Here is a 15,625-nt window from a genome sequence, read left to right as displayed (position 1 = left end):
CGGGGAGGGTCGGCCGAGCACCCGGATCGGCGCTTTGCGTCCGGGCACAGGCTCCGCGGAGGCCGGGGTGGGGGTGCCACGAGTCGCAGTGCCCGCGGCCCCCCACCCCCGACCCCGGATCAAGTCCGGGGTAGGCTCCCTCCCCGCAAGGGGGAGGGGAGAAGGAGCGCGGCGCGCTCCCTCTCCCGCTTGCGGGAGAGGGCTGGGGTGAGGGACACGGGCGCTGTGCGTCGTGCGTAGCCCGGATGAGCGAAGCGACATCCGGGACCACGCCCCCGCATATCGCTGCGCTCATGCGGGCTGCGCTTGCTGATGCCATCAGCCCTGGTGATCCGGAGATCTCACGACCCGTACCGCCTCATGGTGAGGAGGCGCGCAGCGCCGTCTCGAACCATGCGCCGCGGGGCCCCCGCGGCCTCATCCTTCGAGACGCCCGGCTCCGCCCTGCGGGCTTCGCCGGGCTGCTCGGGATGAGGAGGCTCTGCCAAATCCAGGGCCGTTGCTATCAGGCAGAGAACCGTAGGGTGGGTTAGGCGAAGCCGTAACCCACCACTCCGATCGCGGCGGATGACGCCTTCGGCTAGTCCGACCTACGGGCTAGTCGTACGCAAGACGATAGTCTCGGAGCACGGGATTGTATTTAACTCGCCCCACCCCTTCTTCAGAGATCGGAAGCTCGAGAGCTGTCAGAAGGAAGCAAAGCGCCTCCATCGCACGCGTTGACTTCGAGAAGGCACGGAATTGGGCGTCGCTTTCTGGATTGAAGTGACCATGGGCGCTCTTGCCGCGAAAGCCAATCGCGCGCTTCAGGTGGTCGACTGCCTCGTCGGGCAGAACGCCTTTGCCGAACTGTGCTTCGACCATACCAACAAGCCGCTTGAATTGTTGCTCAGCAGTTTCCGCTCTGATCCTGCGGATCGAGCCCGCAATCCGCTCGCAAATGGCGATGTCGTGGCCGAGCTCTTGCGCTTTCGCCGCCGCCACTGTCACGATTGCATCGATATCGGAACTGGAGAGCACGGGCTGCGCTTTTGAGATAGGGATGTCCTCAAGCCAGCGGCAAGCGTTGAGTAGCCGTTCCGAAGAGACCACATTCTTCAGACCAAAGCTCGCCATCATGAGTGCATTTGGTCGCCGCCATGCCGCCGCCCGGTTCATCCATGCAACAAGGCATTCGCGGAAAGAGGCCAGTTCCTTGTCGTCCCAGCATCGTACCGGCGAGCCGCCGACCCAGAGATCGCGAGTATCGACCTCCACCTCAGGCCACACGTAGTGCACTTGATGGTCGCCGGCGTATTCGCGATTTTCGACAGATTTCATCATCTGCGCGCAGGAAAGGCGGTCGATCCGGATTCCCGATGGCTTAAGGTGAACGCCAAAGCAGAACGCCAAAAAATTTACGTAGTCCGAGACGTGATCGAGGTACTCTTGGATGCTTCGCGGCTCGTCAAATTCGATTTCGAATGTTGGCCAGAGCTCCTTTGCTCCCTCAAACTCACTCCCATACGTCGCGCCATACCACGCTCGAAGGGTCACTCCCTGCGAGGTATCCTTAAAGATTAAGAAGTGTTCCTCCCCTGGGAGGCGACTGCGGCCGATCGCTTTGACTTTAGTGTCATGGCGCATCAGCTCGTTCGTGTACTTCACGTGGAAGGAGACCCTCCTGACCGTATCTTCGAATCCCCACGCATCGTGGCCAACGACTGCAACGTTTGAAAGAATTTCTTGCTTGTGCGTCTCCCGTTGCGGCGCCTCTATGCGCGAGCTCGCGCCTGCAGTCGTCGTGATGTTGAAATGCAGTGAGACGATTTCATTCGTCTCGGTTTGCAAAAAGATTGGCTTCTCCCCATCGATGTGAAAGTAGTCGGTGTAACTATAGATCCGGGCACGAATCTCTTCATCCGAAATTAGTATCGTTCCTGTGAGGTTTTCACCGGTGACGAGCTCGACGCAATGCAGCGGCTTCCGGCTCTCGATCATCGTCATGCAATACCTTCGGTGCTCTACGTGCGCTGCGTCAGATAAGAGCTAGCACGGCCACGCCGCTAGAGCTGCGAGAAAGATAGTCACTGCGACATAAGCCGTCAGGGCCACAGGTGGTTTTGCGCACTCTTACCCACTATCCGCATCGCGGTGGATTGCGCCTTCAACTAATCCGCCCTGCGGGCTTGAAGTTTTTTCGCGAGGATGGCATCCTTGATGTTGAATGATGGTGTAATGGAAACACGCCTTTTCGAGAGACGAGGAGTCTAGCCGGGTTCGATTCCCGGTCATTAAAGAGCATCAAGGTGCTTTTTAATGACCGGGAAATCCACGGGATGACACTGTCAGTTGCTGAGCGCTACAGCGCTCATGTTAAGAACCTGCGGGCCCTTGATGTCGCCTGCACGCATATTTTATCGAGAGCTAAAGGATTGTTTGGCAAAGGGGCAAAGTGCCCCCGCAGCTGCCCTTTTAAAGACTTTTATTCTGCTCATCGGCGCGTGGGCTGAGGTCCGGTTCCTGAAAATGCTTCATGAACCGAATGCATTTTCCGATAGCGAAAGAAGGCGCGTTCTTGGCGAATCCTCAAAACTTGATCAGTGGAAACTTGCGGTTGAGTTGGGATTTCGTCGCCGATATCATCTTCCTAAGGCGAAGCTCTCAGCCAAAGTTCTGAGTCGCACGGCCTATCATCGCCTGCAGGATATCCATGATCTTATCGATAACGACTTGCGTCCCATTATCGAGATCAGGAATAAATTAGCGCATGGGCAGTGGTCCAGAACGTTCAATGGAGATTTGAGTGAAATTTCCAAACAAATGATGTCGCTTCTTAATAGCGAAAATGCGCTATCTGCTAATTTTAAAATGAAGATAATTGAGGTGCTATCAAGAATCGTGAATGACTTGCTTGTGGGCGCCAAAGCCTTCGAGCGGGATTTTGATGTTCATTATGGCCTTCTAGAGCAAACAAGAATGAATTTGCGTACCCGTAGGTTTAATGACTGGGAAGACAGCCTTAAGTCAAAATACCAACGAGGGCGAGGGAAACAAAAAGCTGGCTGAGCCAATTCCGAATAGAATGCCTAGCTCTTGCGAACCGTGCGGCCTGCGAAGATGGGGTCCGCACAAATCATGCCCTGCGTCTTGACAAAAATCCTGCCCCAGCATATATTCCTATCCATCCCGCTCCAATACCGAGGGGCGGCTCGCGATCGTCACTAGTCGCGGGGCGGGGTGCGGTGGACGCGGCAGCGTCGGGCGCGGAGGGAAGGCGGCAGGGGGCTTTGAGGCAGGAGGTCCGCAGGGCCTGGCCTCGGGGTCTATGGAGCCGCCGGACTTCAGGCGCATGACGACGACGCTGTGCGATGCGGGCCGGGGCGGAGATGCGCCCCATCTGCATCGCCTTTGCGCGCCGGCCCAAATCGTGTGGTCCCGACGCCCGTCGCTGGCGTCAAGGGATGGAGCGCCTGCGCGCCGACCGGCCGCAGGAAACCAGGGTGAGGACGCTCGCGTCCGCGCCGCTCAGTCCCGACGGTGACGAACCCAAGCGTAGCAAACGCCACCGGGGAGAGCACGAAGCAAGCCGGAAGCCTCACCGCGTGCGGAACGCCGGACATGTCGGTGCTTTCGTGGTGACTAACTCATGCGCTTTTTGCCTTGCGCATGAGGCTGCGGACGCATCGCGCGTCCGGCGTTCCGCGCGCCCTCGTTTGGGGCGCGGCGCGAAGGGGCAGCCGCCTCCCGCGCAATCAGCTTCCGGCGCCCCCGCGCCGTTCAAACAACAGGGGCGATGACGCATGTCCGATCGGTTTCTTGGGCGATCGCGCGCCGGGCGCAGGCGCCGGCCCGCAGGCTCGCCTGTCCGTCCGAAACCGGACGCAGCCGCGCGCGGAATCGCGCTATCATCGCGGCATTCGCCATCCGCTGGTATCACCAACCGCTTTTTTTTCGAGGAGTTCGCCATGGCCCAGATGCTCGCGCCGCTTTCGATCAGTGATACCGACACGCCGGCCGCCCTCGGCGGTTTCGGCCCGTGGTCCGGCGGGGTGGCGCAGGCGATCAATCCGTGGCGCATCTTCGCCACGCTGATGGGCAATCAGTTCAGCCTGTTCAACATCAATCTCGGCCGCTCCAGCGCGCCGCAGACCGAAGCCAGGATCCTCGACGAAGTCGGCTCCTACGGCCGGCAGATCGGCCGGATCAGCGAGGCGCTGGAAGTGCTGGTGAAGGAATTCCCGCGCGAGGGCCTCAGCGAGCACGCCGTCGCCGCGCTGGAGGATTTCTCCGCGCAGATGCGCGAGATCAAGAAGATCAAGGCCAAGAAGGCGTAGCGCGCCGGCGCAGCGCGATGCGGCCGCTACTTGGCCTCGACGAACGCCTTGAAGGCGTCGGCATAGTCCTTGTGCCAGCGCGACAGCGCCGGGCGGTTCTCGATGATGTCGCCGGCCGCCCAGGCGATGCGGCGCTCGTCGAGCGCGCGGGGCACGTCGTTGTCCGGGCACAGGATGTAGAAATCGCCGGCCGCGAGCCGCGCCAGCATGAACTCGATGCTCTCGTCCGGCGTCCACGCGGCCGCCGGCTTCTCGGTCCGGCCGCGCGCGGTCAGCGCGGTGAAGACGAAGCCGGGGATCAGCAGATGCGCGGTCACCGCGCAGTCCGGCGTGTTGCGCAGCTCGTGCGCCAGCGCCTCGGTGAACGCCTTCACGCCGGCCTTCGAGACGTTGTAGGCGGGGTTGCCGGGCGGCGTGGTGATGCCCTGCTTGGAGCCGGTGTTGATGATCAGTCCCGGCCGGCCGCGCGCGATCATGCCGGGTGCAAAAATCTGCGAGCCGTGGATGATGCCCCACAGATTGACGCCGATGATGCGCTGGTAGTTGTCACGCGGCCCCAGCGCGGTGCTCGTCAGCTCGATGCCGGCATTGTTCATCAGCACGTCGACGCCGCCGAACCGCGCGATCACCGCGTCCTGCAGCGCCTCGATCTGCTCGGGCTTCGAGACGTCGGTCTGCAGCGACAGCACGTCGCCGGCGCCGCCCGCCGTGGCGTTCGCCAGCAATTCCCCGGCGCGCGCCAGATGATCGGCGTCGATATCGGCGATCGCGACCTTCATCCCGGCCTGCAGGAAGCGCTTGGCGGCCGCAAAGCCGATCCCCGACGCGCCGCCGGTGATCACGGCGACATGGCCCCTGGCAATGGCGGGATGCGGCACGGCGGCCTCCTCGGTGCAGCGATGACTGCAACGGCAGATAGGCGCGTCAGCCCGCGATGCAAGCTCGGTGAGGCGCGCCGCTGCTCGGTGAGGGACGGGCGAGCAGCAGCCTCAGCGCTTCTGCACGAACACCGTGCCGGCGGAGTATCCGGCGCCGAACGAGCAGATCAGGCCGAGGTCGCCCGGCGCCATGTCGTCCTGGTGCTTGTGGAAGGCGATGATCGAGCCGGCCGACGAGGTGTTGGCGTAGTCGTCGAGGATGATGACGTTTTCCTGCGGCGTCGGATCGCGCCCCAGCACCTTGCGGCCGATGATCTCGTTCATGTTGATGTTGGCCTGGTGCAGCCACATCCGTTTCAGGCCGTGCGGGTCGATGCCGATCTCGGCGGCGTGGTCGATGATCATCTCGGAGACCATCGGCACCACCTCCTTGAACACCTTGCGGCCCTGCTGCACGAACAGCTTGTCGGGCAGGTCGCGGCCTTCAGGGGCGGCGCGGTTGAGGAAGCCGGAATTGTTGCGGATGTTGTTGGAGAACTGCGTCTTCAGCCTTGTGCCGAGGATGGCCCAGCCGTCCTCCGCCTCGTCGGCGCGCTCGACGATCACCGCGGTGGCGACGTCGCCGAAGATGAAATGGCTGTCGCGGTCGCGGAAGTTGAGATGCCCCGAGCAGATCTCGGGATTGACCATCAGCACCGCGTCGGCCGAGCCGGTGGCGATGAAATCCGCCGCGGTCTTGATGCCGAAGGTCGCCGACGAGCAGGCGACGTTGATGTCGAAGCCGAAGCCGCCGATGCCGAGCGCGTTCTGCACCTCGACGGCCATCGCCGGGTAGGCGCGCTGCATGTTGGAGCAGGCGCACAGCACCGCGCCGATCCGCGCGCGCGGCTTGCCCCAGCGCGCCAGCGCCTGTTCGGCCGCCTTCACGGCGATCTCGGCGAGCAGCGAGATCTCCTCGTTCGGCCGCTCCGGGATCACCGGCCGCATCAGCTCGGGATCGAGGATGCCCGGCTTCGCCACCACGTAGCGCGACTTGATGCCGGAGGCCTTCTCGATGAATTCGGCGGACGACGGCTGCAGCGGCTCGATCTCGCCGGCCGCAATCGCGGCGGCGTTGGCCGCGTTGAAGTTCGCCACATAGGTGTTGAACGCCTCGACGAGTTCCGCATTGGAAATGCTGTCGGGCGGGGTGTAGAGGCCGGTCGCGGCAATGACGGCAGGGCGCACGGAAGGCTCCGGTCGGATTGGCTGAGTGAGGACCGCCGGCCGTTGGCGATCCGCCGCGCCCCGCGGTATCCGACGCCGATTGGCCGACGTCTTCTTTGACGCCGGACAAACAGCGCGGCGCCGCCGCATCGTCCCTTGGTCGGGCGCACCGGCGTCGTCGCGAGACGCGTCGGCGGGCGGCCGGCGCGGGCGGATGGGGTATGAAACGGGCCGCCACGAAATACAAGGACGTTCGCAATGCACACAGGACATCTGCTGCAGCCGCTGCCCGCGGCCGGCCCGGACGAGGCACTCGACACGCTGCTGGCCCGCGGCGGCGTCCGCGTCGAGCGCATCGTCTCGTTCGGCCAGGCGAGCCCCGACGGCTTCTGGTACGACCAGGCCGAGGACGAATTCGTCGTGCTGCTGGCGGGCAGGGCGACGCTGCGCTTCGACGACGGCCGCGACGTCGTGCTGACGCCGGGCGTCTGGGTCGACATCCCGGCGCACCGCCGCCACCGCGTCGAGGCGACCGCGGCCGGAGAGCCGACGGTGTGGCTGGCGGTGTTCTGGCCGGCGGCCATCGACGCGGCGCAACCGGAGCCGTCACATCGGGCGGACTGAGTCCGGGTCTGTCTTGACAAAATTCCTATTTCGACTATCATCCGGATCGTCACTTCGGCGGGGGTTTTTCTCCCCACCCAGGCGGGCGATGACGACGGCGAAAATCTGTGGCAGCCGGTCGCCACATCAGCGCCGCGATCTGCGGGGGCGGCCTGGCGGCGCGTGCCGGATGCCGCAGTGCTCCTGCGGGCCAAGCCGCGACAGCTTTTTCAGCGTCATGCGGGGGCTCGTCCGTTCGGAACGATCGCGTTCGCTGTCGATTAGCCGGGCAGGCGGGGCGCAACCGAATATCGACGGAGATTACATCATGGCAGGCCAACTCGACGGCAAGCGCGTTCTCATTCTCGCCACCCACGGCTTCGAACAGTCGGAACTCGAAACCCCGCGCGATCGCCTGACGGCGGCCGGCGCGCAGGTCGATATCGTGTCGCCGGAACAGGGCGAGATCAAAGGCTGGGACGGCGACGATTGGGGCCGGCCGGTCAAGGTCGACAAGGCGCTGGGTTCGGTCAAGGCCGACGATTACGACGCGATCGTGCTGCCCGGCGGGCAGATCAATCCGGATCTCTTGCGCGTCAATGCCGACGCGCTGAAGCTGATCAAATCGTTTTTCGACGCCGGCAAGACGGTGGCGGCGGTCTGCCACGCGCCGTGGCTGCTGATCGAGACCGGCATCTCCAAGGGCCGCAGGATGACGTCCTACAAGTCCATCAAGCAGGACGTGATCAACGCCGGCGCGCAATGGGAAGACTCCGCCGTGGTCACCGATAACGGCGTGATCACGTCGCGCAAACCGGGCGACCTCGAGGCGTTCTCGAGCAAGATCATCGAGGAGATCCGCGAAGGCAAGCATCAGCGCCGCGCGGCGTGAGATCCGGCATTCGTGATTTCAACTGCTGATATCAAGTCCCGATGGCCGGTGCGTCCCGGCCATCGGACCGCGTGGCGAGCTGTGCTGCGTCAGAAGCGCCGCTCGCTCTGCCGCCGCGACGGCCGCATCGAACGCTCGGCCCGCACCGGGATCGGTTCGGCGCCGGGGATCAGGCCGATCGGGGTGCGCCTGCCGCCGCGGTCGCCGCCGCGAAGATCGGCGCCCATCGCCATGATCGCCGAGCCCATCGCCGCGCTGCCGAAGGTGATCACGAAGCCGAACATCAGCAGGCCGAGCGCGGTGCCGGGCGAGGAGTCGGCGAAGATCAGTTCGCGCAGACGGCCCGGATTGACCCACAGCAGGCCGCCGAGCAGCAGCGCCGCGAGGCAGATTCCGGCCGCCAGATTGATCGCCAGCAGCCGGAACAGCGGTTGCCGCAGAAGCGTGCGGGGCATGTTGCGGTCCTCTCCTGACGGGCTGTCGGATCCATCGTCGGCGCCCGTCGTTCATCCGCCGATCATGATTGCTGCCGTCAATATGGCGCGCCGGGGTGCGCCTCGCAACTGCAGACCAGAAATGCTAGATTCGCCGCATTGTCCTCGCAATACGCATCAATACGCGCATGGGTCTCGATCACATCCGCGATCAGCCGCCCGCCTCACCCCAGTCGAGCTGGAGAATGGTTTAAAATGCCCAATTTGCGTCTTGCCCTTCTGATCTGCGCCACGGGCTGCGCGCTCCTCGCCGCCGCGCCCGCCCAGGCCGCGCGCTGCGGCGGCGATTTCGACACCTTCATTGCCAGCATCTCGGCCGAGGCGGCGCAGGCCGGGGTTTCCCGCGAGGTGATTTCCCAGGCGCTCAGCGGCGTCACCCCGGACCCCGCCGTGCTGGCGTTCGATCGCCGTCAGCGCGGCACTTTCAACAAGACCTTCGAGCAATACATCGCGACCCGCGTCGGCGCTGGCCGGATCAAGTCCGGGCGCGCCATGCTGCAGCGTCACGCCTCGCTACTGTCGCGGATCGAGCGCCAGTTCGGCGTGCCGCCGCAGATCCTGGTGGCGATCTGGGGGCTCGAGAGCGACTTCGGCAAGGGCGACATCGGCAAGCTGCCGGTGTTCCGCGTGCTGGCGACGATGGCGCACGACTGCCGCCGCACCGAGCTGTTTCAGGGTGAATTGCTGGCGGCGCTGAAGATCGTGCAGCGCGGCGATCTCACAATGCGCGACATGGTCGGCGCCTATGCGGGCGAGCTCGGCCAGACGCAGTTTCTGCCGTCGTCCTACATCAAATACGGCGTCGATTTCGACGGCAACGGCCACGTCGACCTGCGCCACAGCGTGCCCGACGTGCTGGCCTCGACCGCCAATCTGCTGAAGACCGCAGGCTGGCGGGCCGGCGGTTCTTATGAAGAAGGCACGCCGAATTTCGAGGCGATGCGCGAATGGAATCGCGCTTTGGTCTATCGCAAGACGATCGCGTATTTCGCCGATCAGCTGATCGGGCAGTAACGCATTTCCGCCCGAGGAGAATGCGTCAGATCAGGCCGCGCGGCTGCGTCACGTCGTCGTGCCGGTGCCTGGTTTCACCACTCTCTTGATCTGGTCGAGCGAGAAGGTCTGGCCGCCGATCGACAGCATCGGCGGCGACTGGGTGAGATCGACCGAGTCGATGGTGCCCTGGATCTGGGTGGAGACGGTGGCCTGCTGGCCGGCGGCGTCGGTCGCGACCACCGACAGCGTGTAGTCGCCCTCCGGCCATTGTGCGCCGTCATTGCCGCGTCCGTCCCAGGTGAAGCCCTGGTTGGCGCCGGCGTTGAGGGTGAACTTGCCGGAATACACCGTCTGCCCGGTCGAACTCTGGATCGACACCTGCGCGGTCACCGGCTTGTCGGTCGACAGCGACCAGCCCGCGGTCTTGCCGTCGTAATGCGATTTGCTGCCGTCGACCACGGCGTTGGCGCCGATGAAGTTCATCGCCTGCGTGGTCTGCGCGGTGGACTGCATCTTCAGCAGCGACGACAGCGATTCATTGGTCTTGAGCTGCTGCTCGACGCCGGCGAACTGCACCAGCTGCTGGGTGAACTGGTTGGTGTCCAGCGGCTCCAGCGGGTTCTGGTTCTGCAACTGAGTCGTCAGCAGCGTCAGGAAGGTCTGGAAATTGTCGGCGATGCCGGTGGTCGAGCTCGACGTCGAGGTCGGGGTGTAGTTCGGGTTGGGGGCCGAATACGGCGGCGTCGCGGTGCTTGCTGCGGCTGACATGGTGATGACTCCTCAGATCCGGATATCGACGCCGCTGCTCGCACCGAGCATCCGGCCGTAGCTGCGTCCGGCGGCGAGCGCGGGCGACAGCTCTTCCTCGCTGATCACCAGCCGCTGCGCATGGCGGCCGCTGTCCTGCTGCTGACCCTGCTGCTGACCCGACGACGACTGATCGCGCAGGCTGAACTGCAGTCCGCTGTCGCCGGTTCTCAGCCCGGCATTGTCGAGCGCGCGCTGCAGCTGGTTCTGATCCTGCCGCAGCATCGCCAGCGTCTCGGGCTTCTCGACGGTGAGATGCGAGGTCACGTTGCCACTGCGGTCGACCTCGATGCGGACGTCGATGCGGCCGAGTTCGGCGGGATCGAGCCGGATATCGAACCGGCTGGCGCCGCCGTTCGCCCTCGCCGCGATGGTGACCGCGAGATCCTGCATCGCCACCGGCGCGTTGGTCGCGAGCGCTGCGGTGAGCTGCGGCGACGCGGCGGTCTGCTGGGTCGCGGTCGAGGCCTGCAGCGGCTGCGTTGCCGGCACCTGCGTCTGCGGCAGCGCATTGGTGTCGGTCAGCGACGGCGTCTGCGCGTCGGCGTGGAGATGATGCGCCGCCGCCTTCGGCTGCGCGTTCGCCTGATCGACGGCGCTGGCGCTCGCCTCGGTGGTCTTCGCCTGTTCGCCCTGAGCCGTCTGCGGCTGCGCGGCACCGGACTGCGGCAGGCCCTGAACCGCGCCGGCGGTAGCCGACGTCTCCGACGTCTTGGTCGTGGCGGCGGGATCGGATTGAGCCGTCGCTTTGGCGCCGGCCTTGCCGGCATTGGGCTGCGCCGCCAGCGCCGCGAGCTTGGGATCGAGCGCGACGATGCCGGTGGCGGTCGCCGTCTCGGTTGCGGCCTCGGTGGCGGTGGTCTCGGCCGGCTGGCCGGTCGCAGCGAGGTCGGCGACGGCGGCCTGGGCCTTCAGCGCCGCGGCGGCGGCGAGGGCGAGCGGACCGCCGGCCGTGGCCGTCGCTGCATCGCCGATCGCCTGTGCTGACGCTCCGGTCGCGTCGGTCGCCGGGGCGTCGACCGTGACTGCTGCGACGGCGATCGGTGCGACCACAGGCGGGGTGGTCGGTGCGGTCACGGCAGCCGTCTGGCTCTGATCCGTGGTCGCGGTATCGGTGCCGTCCTTGCTGTCGCCGGACTTGCTCTCATCGCTCGCCTTGGTCTCTTTGCCCTTGCCGCTGTCCCCGGCCTTCGAGGTCACGGCCGCGTCCGACCGCGTCGCGCCGTCGCGCGCCGTCGGCTCCTTGCTGCTGTCGGCGTTCGACGTTCGCCGGCTGTCGTCGCTACGATCGCCGGCGCGGTCCCGGTCCGCCGCATCGTTGCGGCGGTTGCTGGCAATGCGGTCGTCGGCCGCGCTCGAGGAGGGGCGCGGGTCAAGCGCCGGCGCGGGCTGACTGCCGGCAGTCTCCGCCGCGATGTTGCTGTCGACCAGCGACGCGAAGCTGTCGGTCGGGGACGACCGGTCCTGGCGCGCGGTCGATCGCTGCGCGGGCGCCGGCGCGGTCGAGACGATCTCCGAAGGGGCATTCAACACGGGGCGAGCTCTCACACTGATCCACGCCCTACTCAGCAAGGACCGGGCCAGCCTGGATGAGGTGAAATTGTCCAGCCTATTCAATTGATTAGCTTTCGCGTTCAGGGAACGGGCCGGGCTCCTGCCGCGGCGTTTCTGCCCTGTCACGGCAAGAATTGCCCTAGCCTGTCCGCAAAACCGGGGCCGCCGCATTGCGCCTCGGAAAGCCGGACTATATTAAAGACCGGCATTCACGACGGTTTGCGGAATCTGGCTTCACCGCTTCCCGGACAGGCGGAAGGAATGGTCGCGACGGTCCGCCCCGCGATCTCAGCGTATGACTGACACCATGCTCAACAGCCTGGATCTGGAAGGACGCCCGCAGGACACCCGCGTCGTGGTGGCGATGTCGGGCGGCGTCGATTCCTCGGCGACCGCCGCGCTGCTGAAGTCGCAGGGCTACGACGTCGTCGGCATCACGCTGCAGCTTTACGACCACGGCGCCGCCACCCATCGCAAGGGCGCCTGCTGCGCCGGCCAGGACATCCACGACGCCCGCGACGTCGCCGAACGCATCGGCATCCCGCATTACGTGCTCGATTACGAGAGCCGTTTCCGCGAGTCGGTGATCGACAGCTTCGCCGACAGCTACGCGCTCGGCGAGACCCCGGTGCCGTGCATCGAGTGCAACCGCTCGGTCAAGTTTCGCGACCTGCTGGCGACCGCGCGTGAACTCGGCGCCTCGGCGCTCGCCACCGGTCACTACGTCTCGTCGCGCCGTCTGCCCGACGGATCGCGCGCGCTCGTCTGCGCCGCCGATCGCGACCGCGACCAGAGTTATTTTTTGTTCGCGACGACGCGCGAGCAGCTCGACTTCCTGCGCTTCCCGCTCGGCGACATGACCAAGCCGCAGACCCGCGATCTCGCGCGGCAGTTCGGCCTGTCGGTCGCCGACAAGCACGACAGCCAGGACATCTGCTTCGTGCCGACCGGCCGCTACACCGATGTTGTCGAACGGCTGAAGCCGAACGCGATGGAGCCCGGCGAGATCGTCGATCTCAACGGCCGCGTGCTCGGCAGCCACCCGGGCATCGTGCATTTCACCGTCGGCCAGCGCCGCGGCCTCGGCATCGCCTCGCGGGCGCCGCTGTATGTGTTGCGGCTCGATGCGGCGCTTCGGCGCGTCGTGGTCGGTCCGCGCGAGGCGCTGCGGATGGAGCGGATCGTGCTGCGCGACGTCAACTGGATCGGCGACGGCGCGCTCGATCAGGCGGTCGGCGACGGGCTGGAATTGTTCGTGCGGGTGCGCTCGACGCGCGCGCCGCAGCCGGCTTGGCTGCGCGCCGTCAAGGGCGGCTACGAGATCGAATTGGTCGCCGGCGAGGAGGGCGTGTCGCCCGGCCAGGCCTGCGTGTTTTACGACGCGGCGGACGGCCAAGCCCGCGTGCTCGGCGGCGGCTTCATCAAGAGCGCCGCGCCGCGATCGATCGCGGACCCGTCGCGCGACGAGGCGACTTCGCCGGCGCTGGCGGCGATGCGCGGATAGGATTTTCGGGGCGGGGCATGGCAAACGATATCGACCGCGCGGGCGTCGCCAAGGCGTATGCGCGCTGGGCGCCGATCTACGACATGGTGTTCGGCAAAGTCTTCGACAGCGGGCGGCAATCGACCATCGCGGTGGCCGACGCGATCGGCGGGCGTGTACTCGACGTCGGCGTCGGCACCGGGCTGTCGCTGTCGGATTATTCGCCGACCACGCGGCTGTGCGGCGTCGACATCTCGGAGCCGATGCTGCGCCGGGCACACGAGCGCGTCCGTACCCTCAATCTCACCAATGTCGAGACGCTCGCGGTGATGGACGCCAAGAATCTGGCGTTCCCGGAGAACTTCTTCGATGCGGTCGTGGCGCAATACGTCATCACCGCGGTGCCGGACCCGGAAGCGACGCTCGATGATTTCATCCGCGTGCTGAAGCCCGGCGGCGAACTGATCCTGGTGAACCACATCGGCGCCGAGAGCGGACCGCGCAAGCTGTTCGAACTGGCGTTCGCGCCGCTCGCGCGTCGGCTCGGCTGGCGTCCGGAATTCCCGTGGGCCCGGCTCGTCAACTGGGCCGCGCGGCACGGCGGCGTGGAACTCGCCGAGCGACGGCCGATGCCTCCGATGGGGCATTTCTCGCTGATCCGCTATCGCAAGCTTTGATATTGCAAGCTCTGCGCGCGCCGGGAACTGCGCGACGGCCTGCACGTTGACGGGCATGAGGAAAATCGCGCTGGCATTCGGTTGTGTGATGATCGCTTCGGCCCCTGCGCTGGCGCAGGCGCCGCCGAAATCGCCGTCGACGACGGTCTCCCCGACGACGAATGGTTGTCCCCCCGGCGCGGCGAGGGTGCATCCGCCGGGCACCGCGCCGCCCGGGGCGACGACCGGCCAGACGCAGGAACCGCTCGGCGAAAAGCTCGCGCGCTCCGATGGCGTGCTGTGTCCGCCGGCCGGGGTCGATCCCGAGATTCGTGCGCCAACGCCCGACACCGGCACGATGCGGGTGATCCCGCCCCCGGGCACTCCCGGCGGCGACCAGAGCATCCAGCCGAAATAGCACCGATCGCCGTTTCGTCCGATCGTCCGCGATTGCTTGACACGGCGGCGCACGGCTTCTTATATGCCGCGCGTTCGCACGGCCCCGGTTTTCCGCGGCCCGATGCGCGGACGCCGTGGCGGGGTAGCTCAGCTGGTTAGAGCACGGGAATCATAATCCTGGGGTCGGGGGTTCGAGTCCCTCTCCCGCTACCAAAAAATCGTGAACACGTTCAGAGTGTTATCCAGTCCGCCATGATGCGGGCTTTTTCATTTTCGGACGCGGATCAAGTCTGCGCCGACAATGGCGGGCGTCGGACACGCTTGTGCACGAGTCCCTTGGAATTCTTCCCAAGGATCCCACTCTTATCGGCTGCTCTCAACACCACGAGTCGCGACGAGCGGATGGGCCGCAGCCTGTTCGATGCGCAGTACGATCCTGTCTCCGACGTTCAAGCGCATCGGGGTGTTATCGCTCAGCCGGAGGCGCCGGCGGCGGCCGTCGATTTGAATCACACAATGTCCGCTCGCGTCGGGGCCGCCGAGATACTCGCCGACAAGCACGAGCCGTTCGTCGGCCTCGGCTGCACCGAAGGACTCGTTAGGTGGGCCATCGAACACGACGCGGCCGCGATCGAGCCGGATCACGCGGTCGGCGAGCCGCAGAATTTCCGACGCGTCATGACTGACGATCAGCGTCGTCGTGCCGAAACGCCGATGCAGACGGCGCAGGTCGTCCTGCAATTTGTGGCGCATCGCCGGATCGAGCGCCGATAGCGGTTCGTCGAGCATCAGCAACGATGGACGCCTCGCCAGGGCGCGGATCAGCGCCAGGCGCTGCTTCTGCCCGCCCGACAGGCGATCGGGACGTTGATCTGCCAGGCCGTCGAGGTCGACCAGTTGCAGCAATTCGTCGACCTCCGCCATGCGGCTGCGCGAACCGATGGCGTAGTCGATATTGCCGCGCACCGTCATGTTCGGAAACAAGGCGTAGTCCTGAAACACGAAGCCGATCGAACGTTTCCGGGTCGGGAGATTGCGATTCGCCTGCGTGTCGCGCCAGATCGCCGCTCCCACGCGCACGAACGCCTGCTGTGGCTCGGCGAGCCCGGCGACGGTCCGCAACAGTGTGGTTTTTCCCGCGCCCGATGGTCCGGTGATTGCGACCAGCGAACCGGCCGCGACATCTAACTGGACATCCAGCAGGAACGGCCCGGCCGGCCCATTCAGGACGGTGCGGATCTTCAGTTCAAGGCCATCTGCGCGTCCGTCAGCCATTCCGATGTCCCTGAAATCCAAAGCGTTATATAGTGTAATATACAACGTATCCGGAAGCTGCTAGCA

The 15,625-nt window shown here is 65.4% G+C and carries 15 protein-coding genes and 1 tRNA gene; 9 read left to right on the top strand and 7 right to left on the bottom strand.

Features of this window, described 5'->3' with window-relative positions; genetic code table 11:
- Window positions 1–597 precede the first annotated feature (597 nt).
- Window positions 598–1,986: an ApeA N-terminal domain 1-containing protein gene (locus ACTZWT_RS03635; RefSeq protein ID WP_444768339.1), complete on the bottom strand. Its 1,389-nt coding sequence runs from the start codon at window positions 1,984–1,986 to the stop codon at window positions 598–600.
- A gap of 390 nt (window positions 1,987–2,376) precedes the next feature.
- On the opposite strand from ACTZWT_RS03635, the gene ACTZWT_RS03630 reads away from it, so the two are divergent.
- Together ACTZWT_RS03630 and ACTZWT_RS03625 are read left to right on the top strand one after the other, a co-directional pair.
- Window positions 2,377–3,048, top strand: coding sequence for a hypothetical protein (locus tag ACTZWT_RS03630; protein WP_444768338.1), 672 nt, complete (start codon window positions 2,377–2,379; stop codon window positions 3,046–3,048).
- An 899-nt stretch (window positions 3,049–3,947) separates the two neighbouring features.
- On the top strand, window positions 3,948–4,316 hold the full coding sequence (locus ACTZWT_RS03625; protein WP_444768337.1) for a hypothetical protein: 369 nt from the start codon (window positions 3,948–3,950) through the stop codon (window positions 4,314–4,316).
- 26 nt (window positions 4,317–4,342) lie between these two features.
- Here ACTZWT_RS03625 and ACTZWT_RS03620 read toward each other — a convergent pair whose 3' ends face one another.
- Together ACTZWT_RS03620 and ACTZWT_RS03615 are read right to left on the bottom strand one after the other, a co-directional pair.
- Window positions 4,343–5,194, bottom strand: coding sequence for an SDR family NAD(P)-dependent oxidoreductase (locus tag ACTZWT_RS03620; protein WP_444768336.1), 852 nt, complete (start codon window positions 5,192–5,194; stop codon window positions 4,343–4,345).
- A gap of 111 nt (window positions 5,195–5,305) precedes the next feature.
- On the bottom strand, window positions 5,306–6,421 hold the full coding sequence (locus ACTZWT_RS03615) for a beta-ketoacyl-ACP synthase III (protein ID WP_444768335.1): 1,116 nt from the start codon (window positions 6,419–6,421) through the stop codon (window positions 5,306–5,308).
- A gap of 237 nt (window positions 6,422–6,658) precedes the next feature.
- On the opposite strand from ACTZWT_RS03615, the gene ACTZWT_RS03610 reads away from it, so the two are divergent.
- Together ACTZWT_RS03610 and ACTZWT_RS03605 are read left to right on the top strand one after the other, a co-directional pair.
- A complete protein-coding gene (locus ACTZWT_RS03610) occupies window positions 6,659–7,024 on the top strand; it encodes a cupin domain-containing protein (protein WP_444768334.1) in 366 nt (121 codons plus the stop codon).
- Window positions 7,025–7,331: 307 nt separating this feature from the next.
- Window positions 7,332–7,895 carry a type 1 glutamine amidotransferase domain-containing protein gene (locus tag ACTZWT_RS03605; protein ID WP_444768333.1) on the top strand — a complete coding sequence of 188 codons (564 nt, stop codon included), beginning with the start codon at window positions 7,332–7,334 and terminating at the stop codon, window positions 7,893–7,895.
- A gap of 89 nt (window positions 7,896–7,984) precedes the next feature.
- Here the strand turns inward: ACTZWT_RS03605 and ACTZWT_RS03600 are convergent, their stop codons facing one another.
- Window positions 7,985–8,350, bottom strand: coding sequence for a hypothetical protein (locus tag ACTZWT_RS03600; RefSeq protein ID WP_444768332.1), 366 nt, complete (start codon window positions 8,348–8,350; stop codon window positions 7,985–7,987).
- A 234-nt stretch (window positions 8,351–8,584) separates the two neighbouring features.
- On the opposite strand from ACTZWT_RS03600, the gene ACTZWT_RS03595 reads away from it, so the two are divergent.
- A complete protein-coding gene (locus tag ACTZWT_RS03595) occupies window positions 8,585–9,403 on the top strand; it encodes a lytic murein transglycosylase (RefSeq protein WP_444768331.1) in 819 nt (272 codons plus the stop codon).
- A gap of 48 nt (window positions 9,404–9,451) precedes the next feature.
- On the opposite strand, the gene ACTZWT_RS03590 is transcribed toward ACTZWT_RS03595, so the two are convergent.
- Together ACTZWT_RS03590 and ACTZWT_RS03585 are read right to left on the bottom strand one after the other, a co-directional pair.
- The gene (locus ACTZWT_RS03590) at window positions 9,452–10,153 is read right to left on the bottom strand and encodes a flagellar hook assembly protein FlgD (protein ID WP_444768330.1); all 702 of its coding nucleotides are present in this window, start codon (window positions 10,151–10,153) and stop codon (window positions 9,452–9,454) included.
- Between the two features lie 12 nt (window positions 10,154–10,165).
- Window positions 10,166–11,725, bottom strand: a complete 1,560-nt coding sequence (locus ACTZWT_RS03585) for a flagellar hook-length control protein FliK (RefSeq protein ID WP_444768329.1) — start codon at window positions 11,723–11,725, stop codon at window positions 10,166–10,168.
- Window positions 11,726–12,053: 328 nt separating this feature from the next.
- Here ACTZWT_RS03585 and mnmA point away from each other — a divergent pair, with 328 nt between their 5' ends.
- The 4 genes from mnmA to ACTZWT_RS03565 all read left to right on the top strand — a co-directional run bounded on the left by mnmA (window position 12,054) and on the right by ACTZWT_RS03565 (window position 14,497).
- Window positions 12,054–13,250 (top strand): tRNA 2-thiouridine(34) synthase MnmA, encoded by a 1,197-nt coding sequence (gene mnmA, locus ACTZWT_RS03580; RefSeq protein WP_444768465.1) that lies wholly within the window; start codon window positions 12,054–12,056, stop codon window positions 13,248–13,250.
- 17 nt (window positions 13,251–13,267) lie between these two features.
- The gene (locus ACTZWT_RS03575) at window positions 13,268–13,906 is read left to right on the top strand and encodes a class I SAM-dependent methyltransferase (RefSeq protein ID WP_444768328.1); all 639 of its coding nucleotides are present in this window, start codon (window positions 13,268–13,270) and stop codon (window positions 13,904–13,906) included.
- A gap of 88 nt (window positions 13,907–13,994) precedes the next feature.
- Window positions 13,995–14,303 (top strand): hypothetical protein, encoded by a 309-nt coding sequence (locus tag ACTZWT_RS03570; RefSeq protein WP_444768327.1) that lies wholly within the window; start codon window positions 13,995–13,997, stop codon window positions 14,301–14,303.
- 117 nt (window positions 14,304–14,420) lie between these two features.
- Window positions 14,421–14,497, top strand: a tRNA-Met gene (locus tag ACTZWT_RS03565).
- Window positions 14,498–14,647: 150 nt separating this feature from the next.
- On the opposite strand, the gene ACTZWT_RS03560 is transcribed toward ACTZWT_RS03565, so the two are convergent.
- The gene (locus ACTZWT_RS03560; RefSeq protein ID WP_444768326.1) at window positions 14,648–15,559 is read right to left on the bottom strand and encodes a sulfate/molybdate ABC transporter ATP-binding protein; all 912 of its coding nucleotides are present in this window, start codon (window positions 15,557–15,559) and stop codon (window positions 14,648–14,650) included.
- Window positions 15,560–15,625: the final 66 nt, after the last annotated feature.

It is taken from the genome of Rhodopseudomonas sp. NSM, assembly GCF_052445935.1.
In the GTDB taxonomy this organism is placed as follows: Bacteria; Pseudomonadota; Alphaproteobacteria; order Rhizobiales; family Xanthobacteraceae; genus Rhodopseudomonas.
The sequence above is the reverse complement of the archived record's forward strand: the minus strand, read 5'-3'. Positions and strand labels throughout refer to the sequence as shown.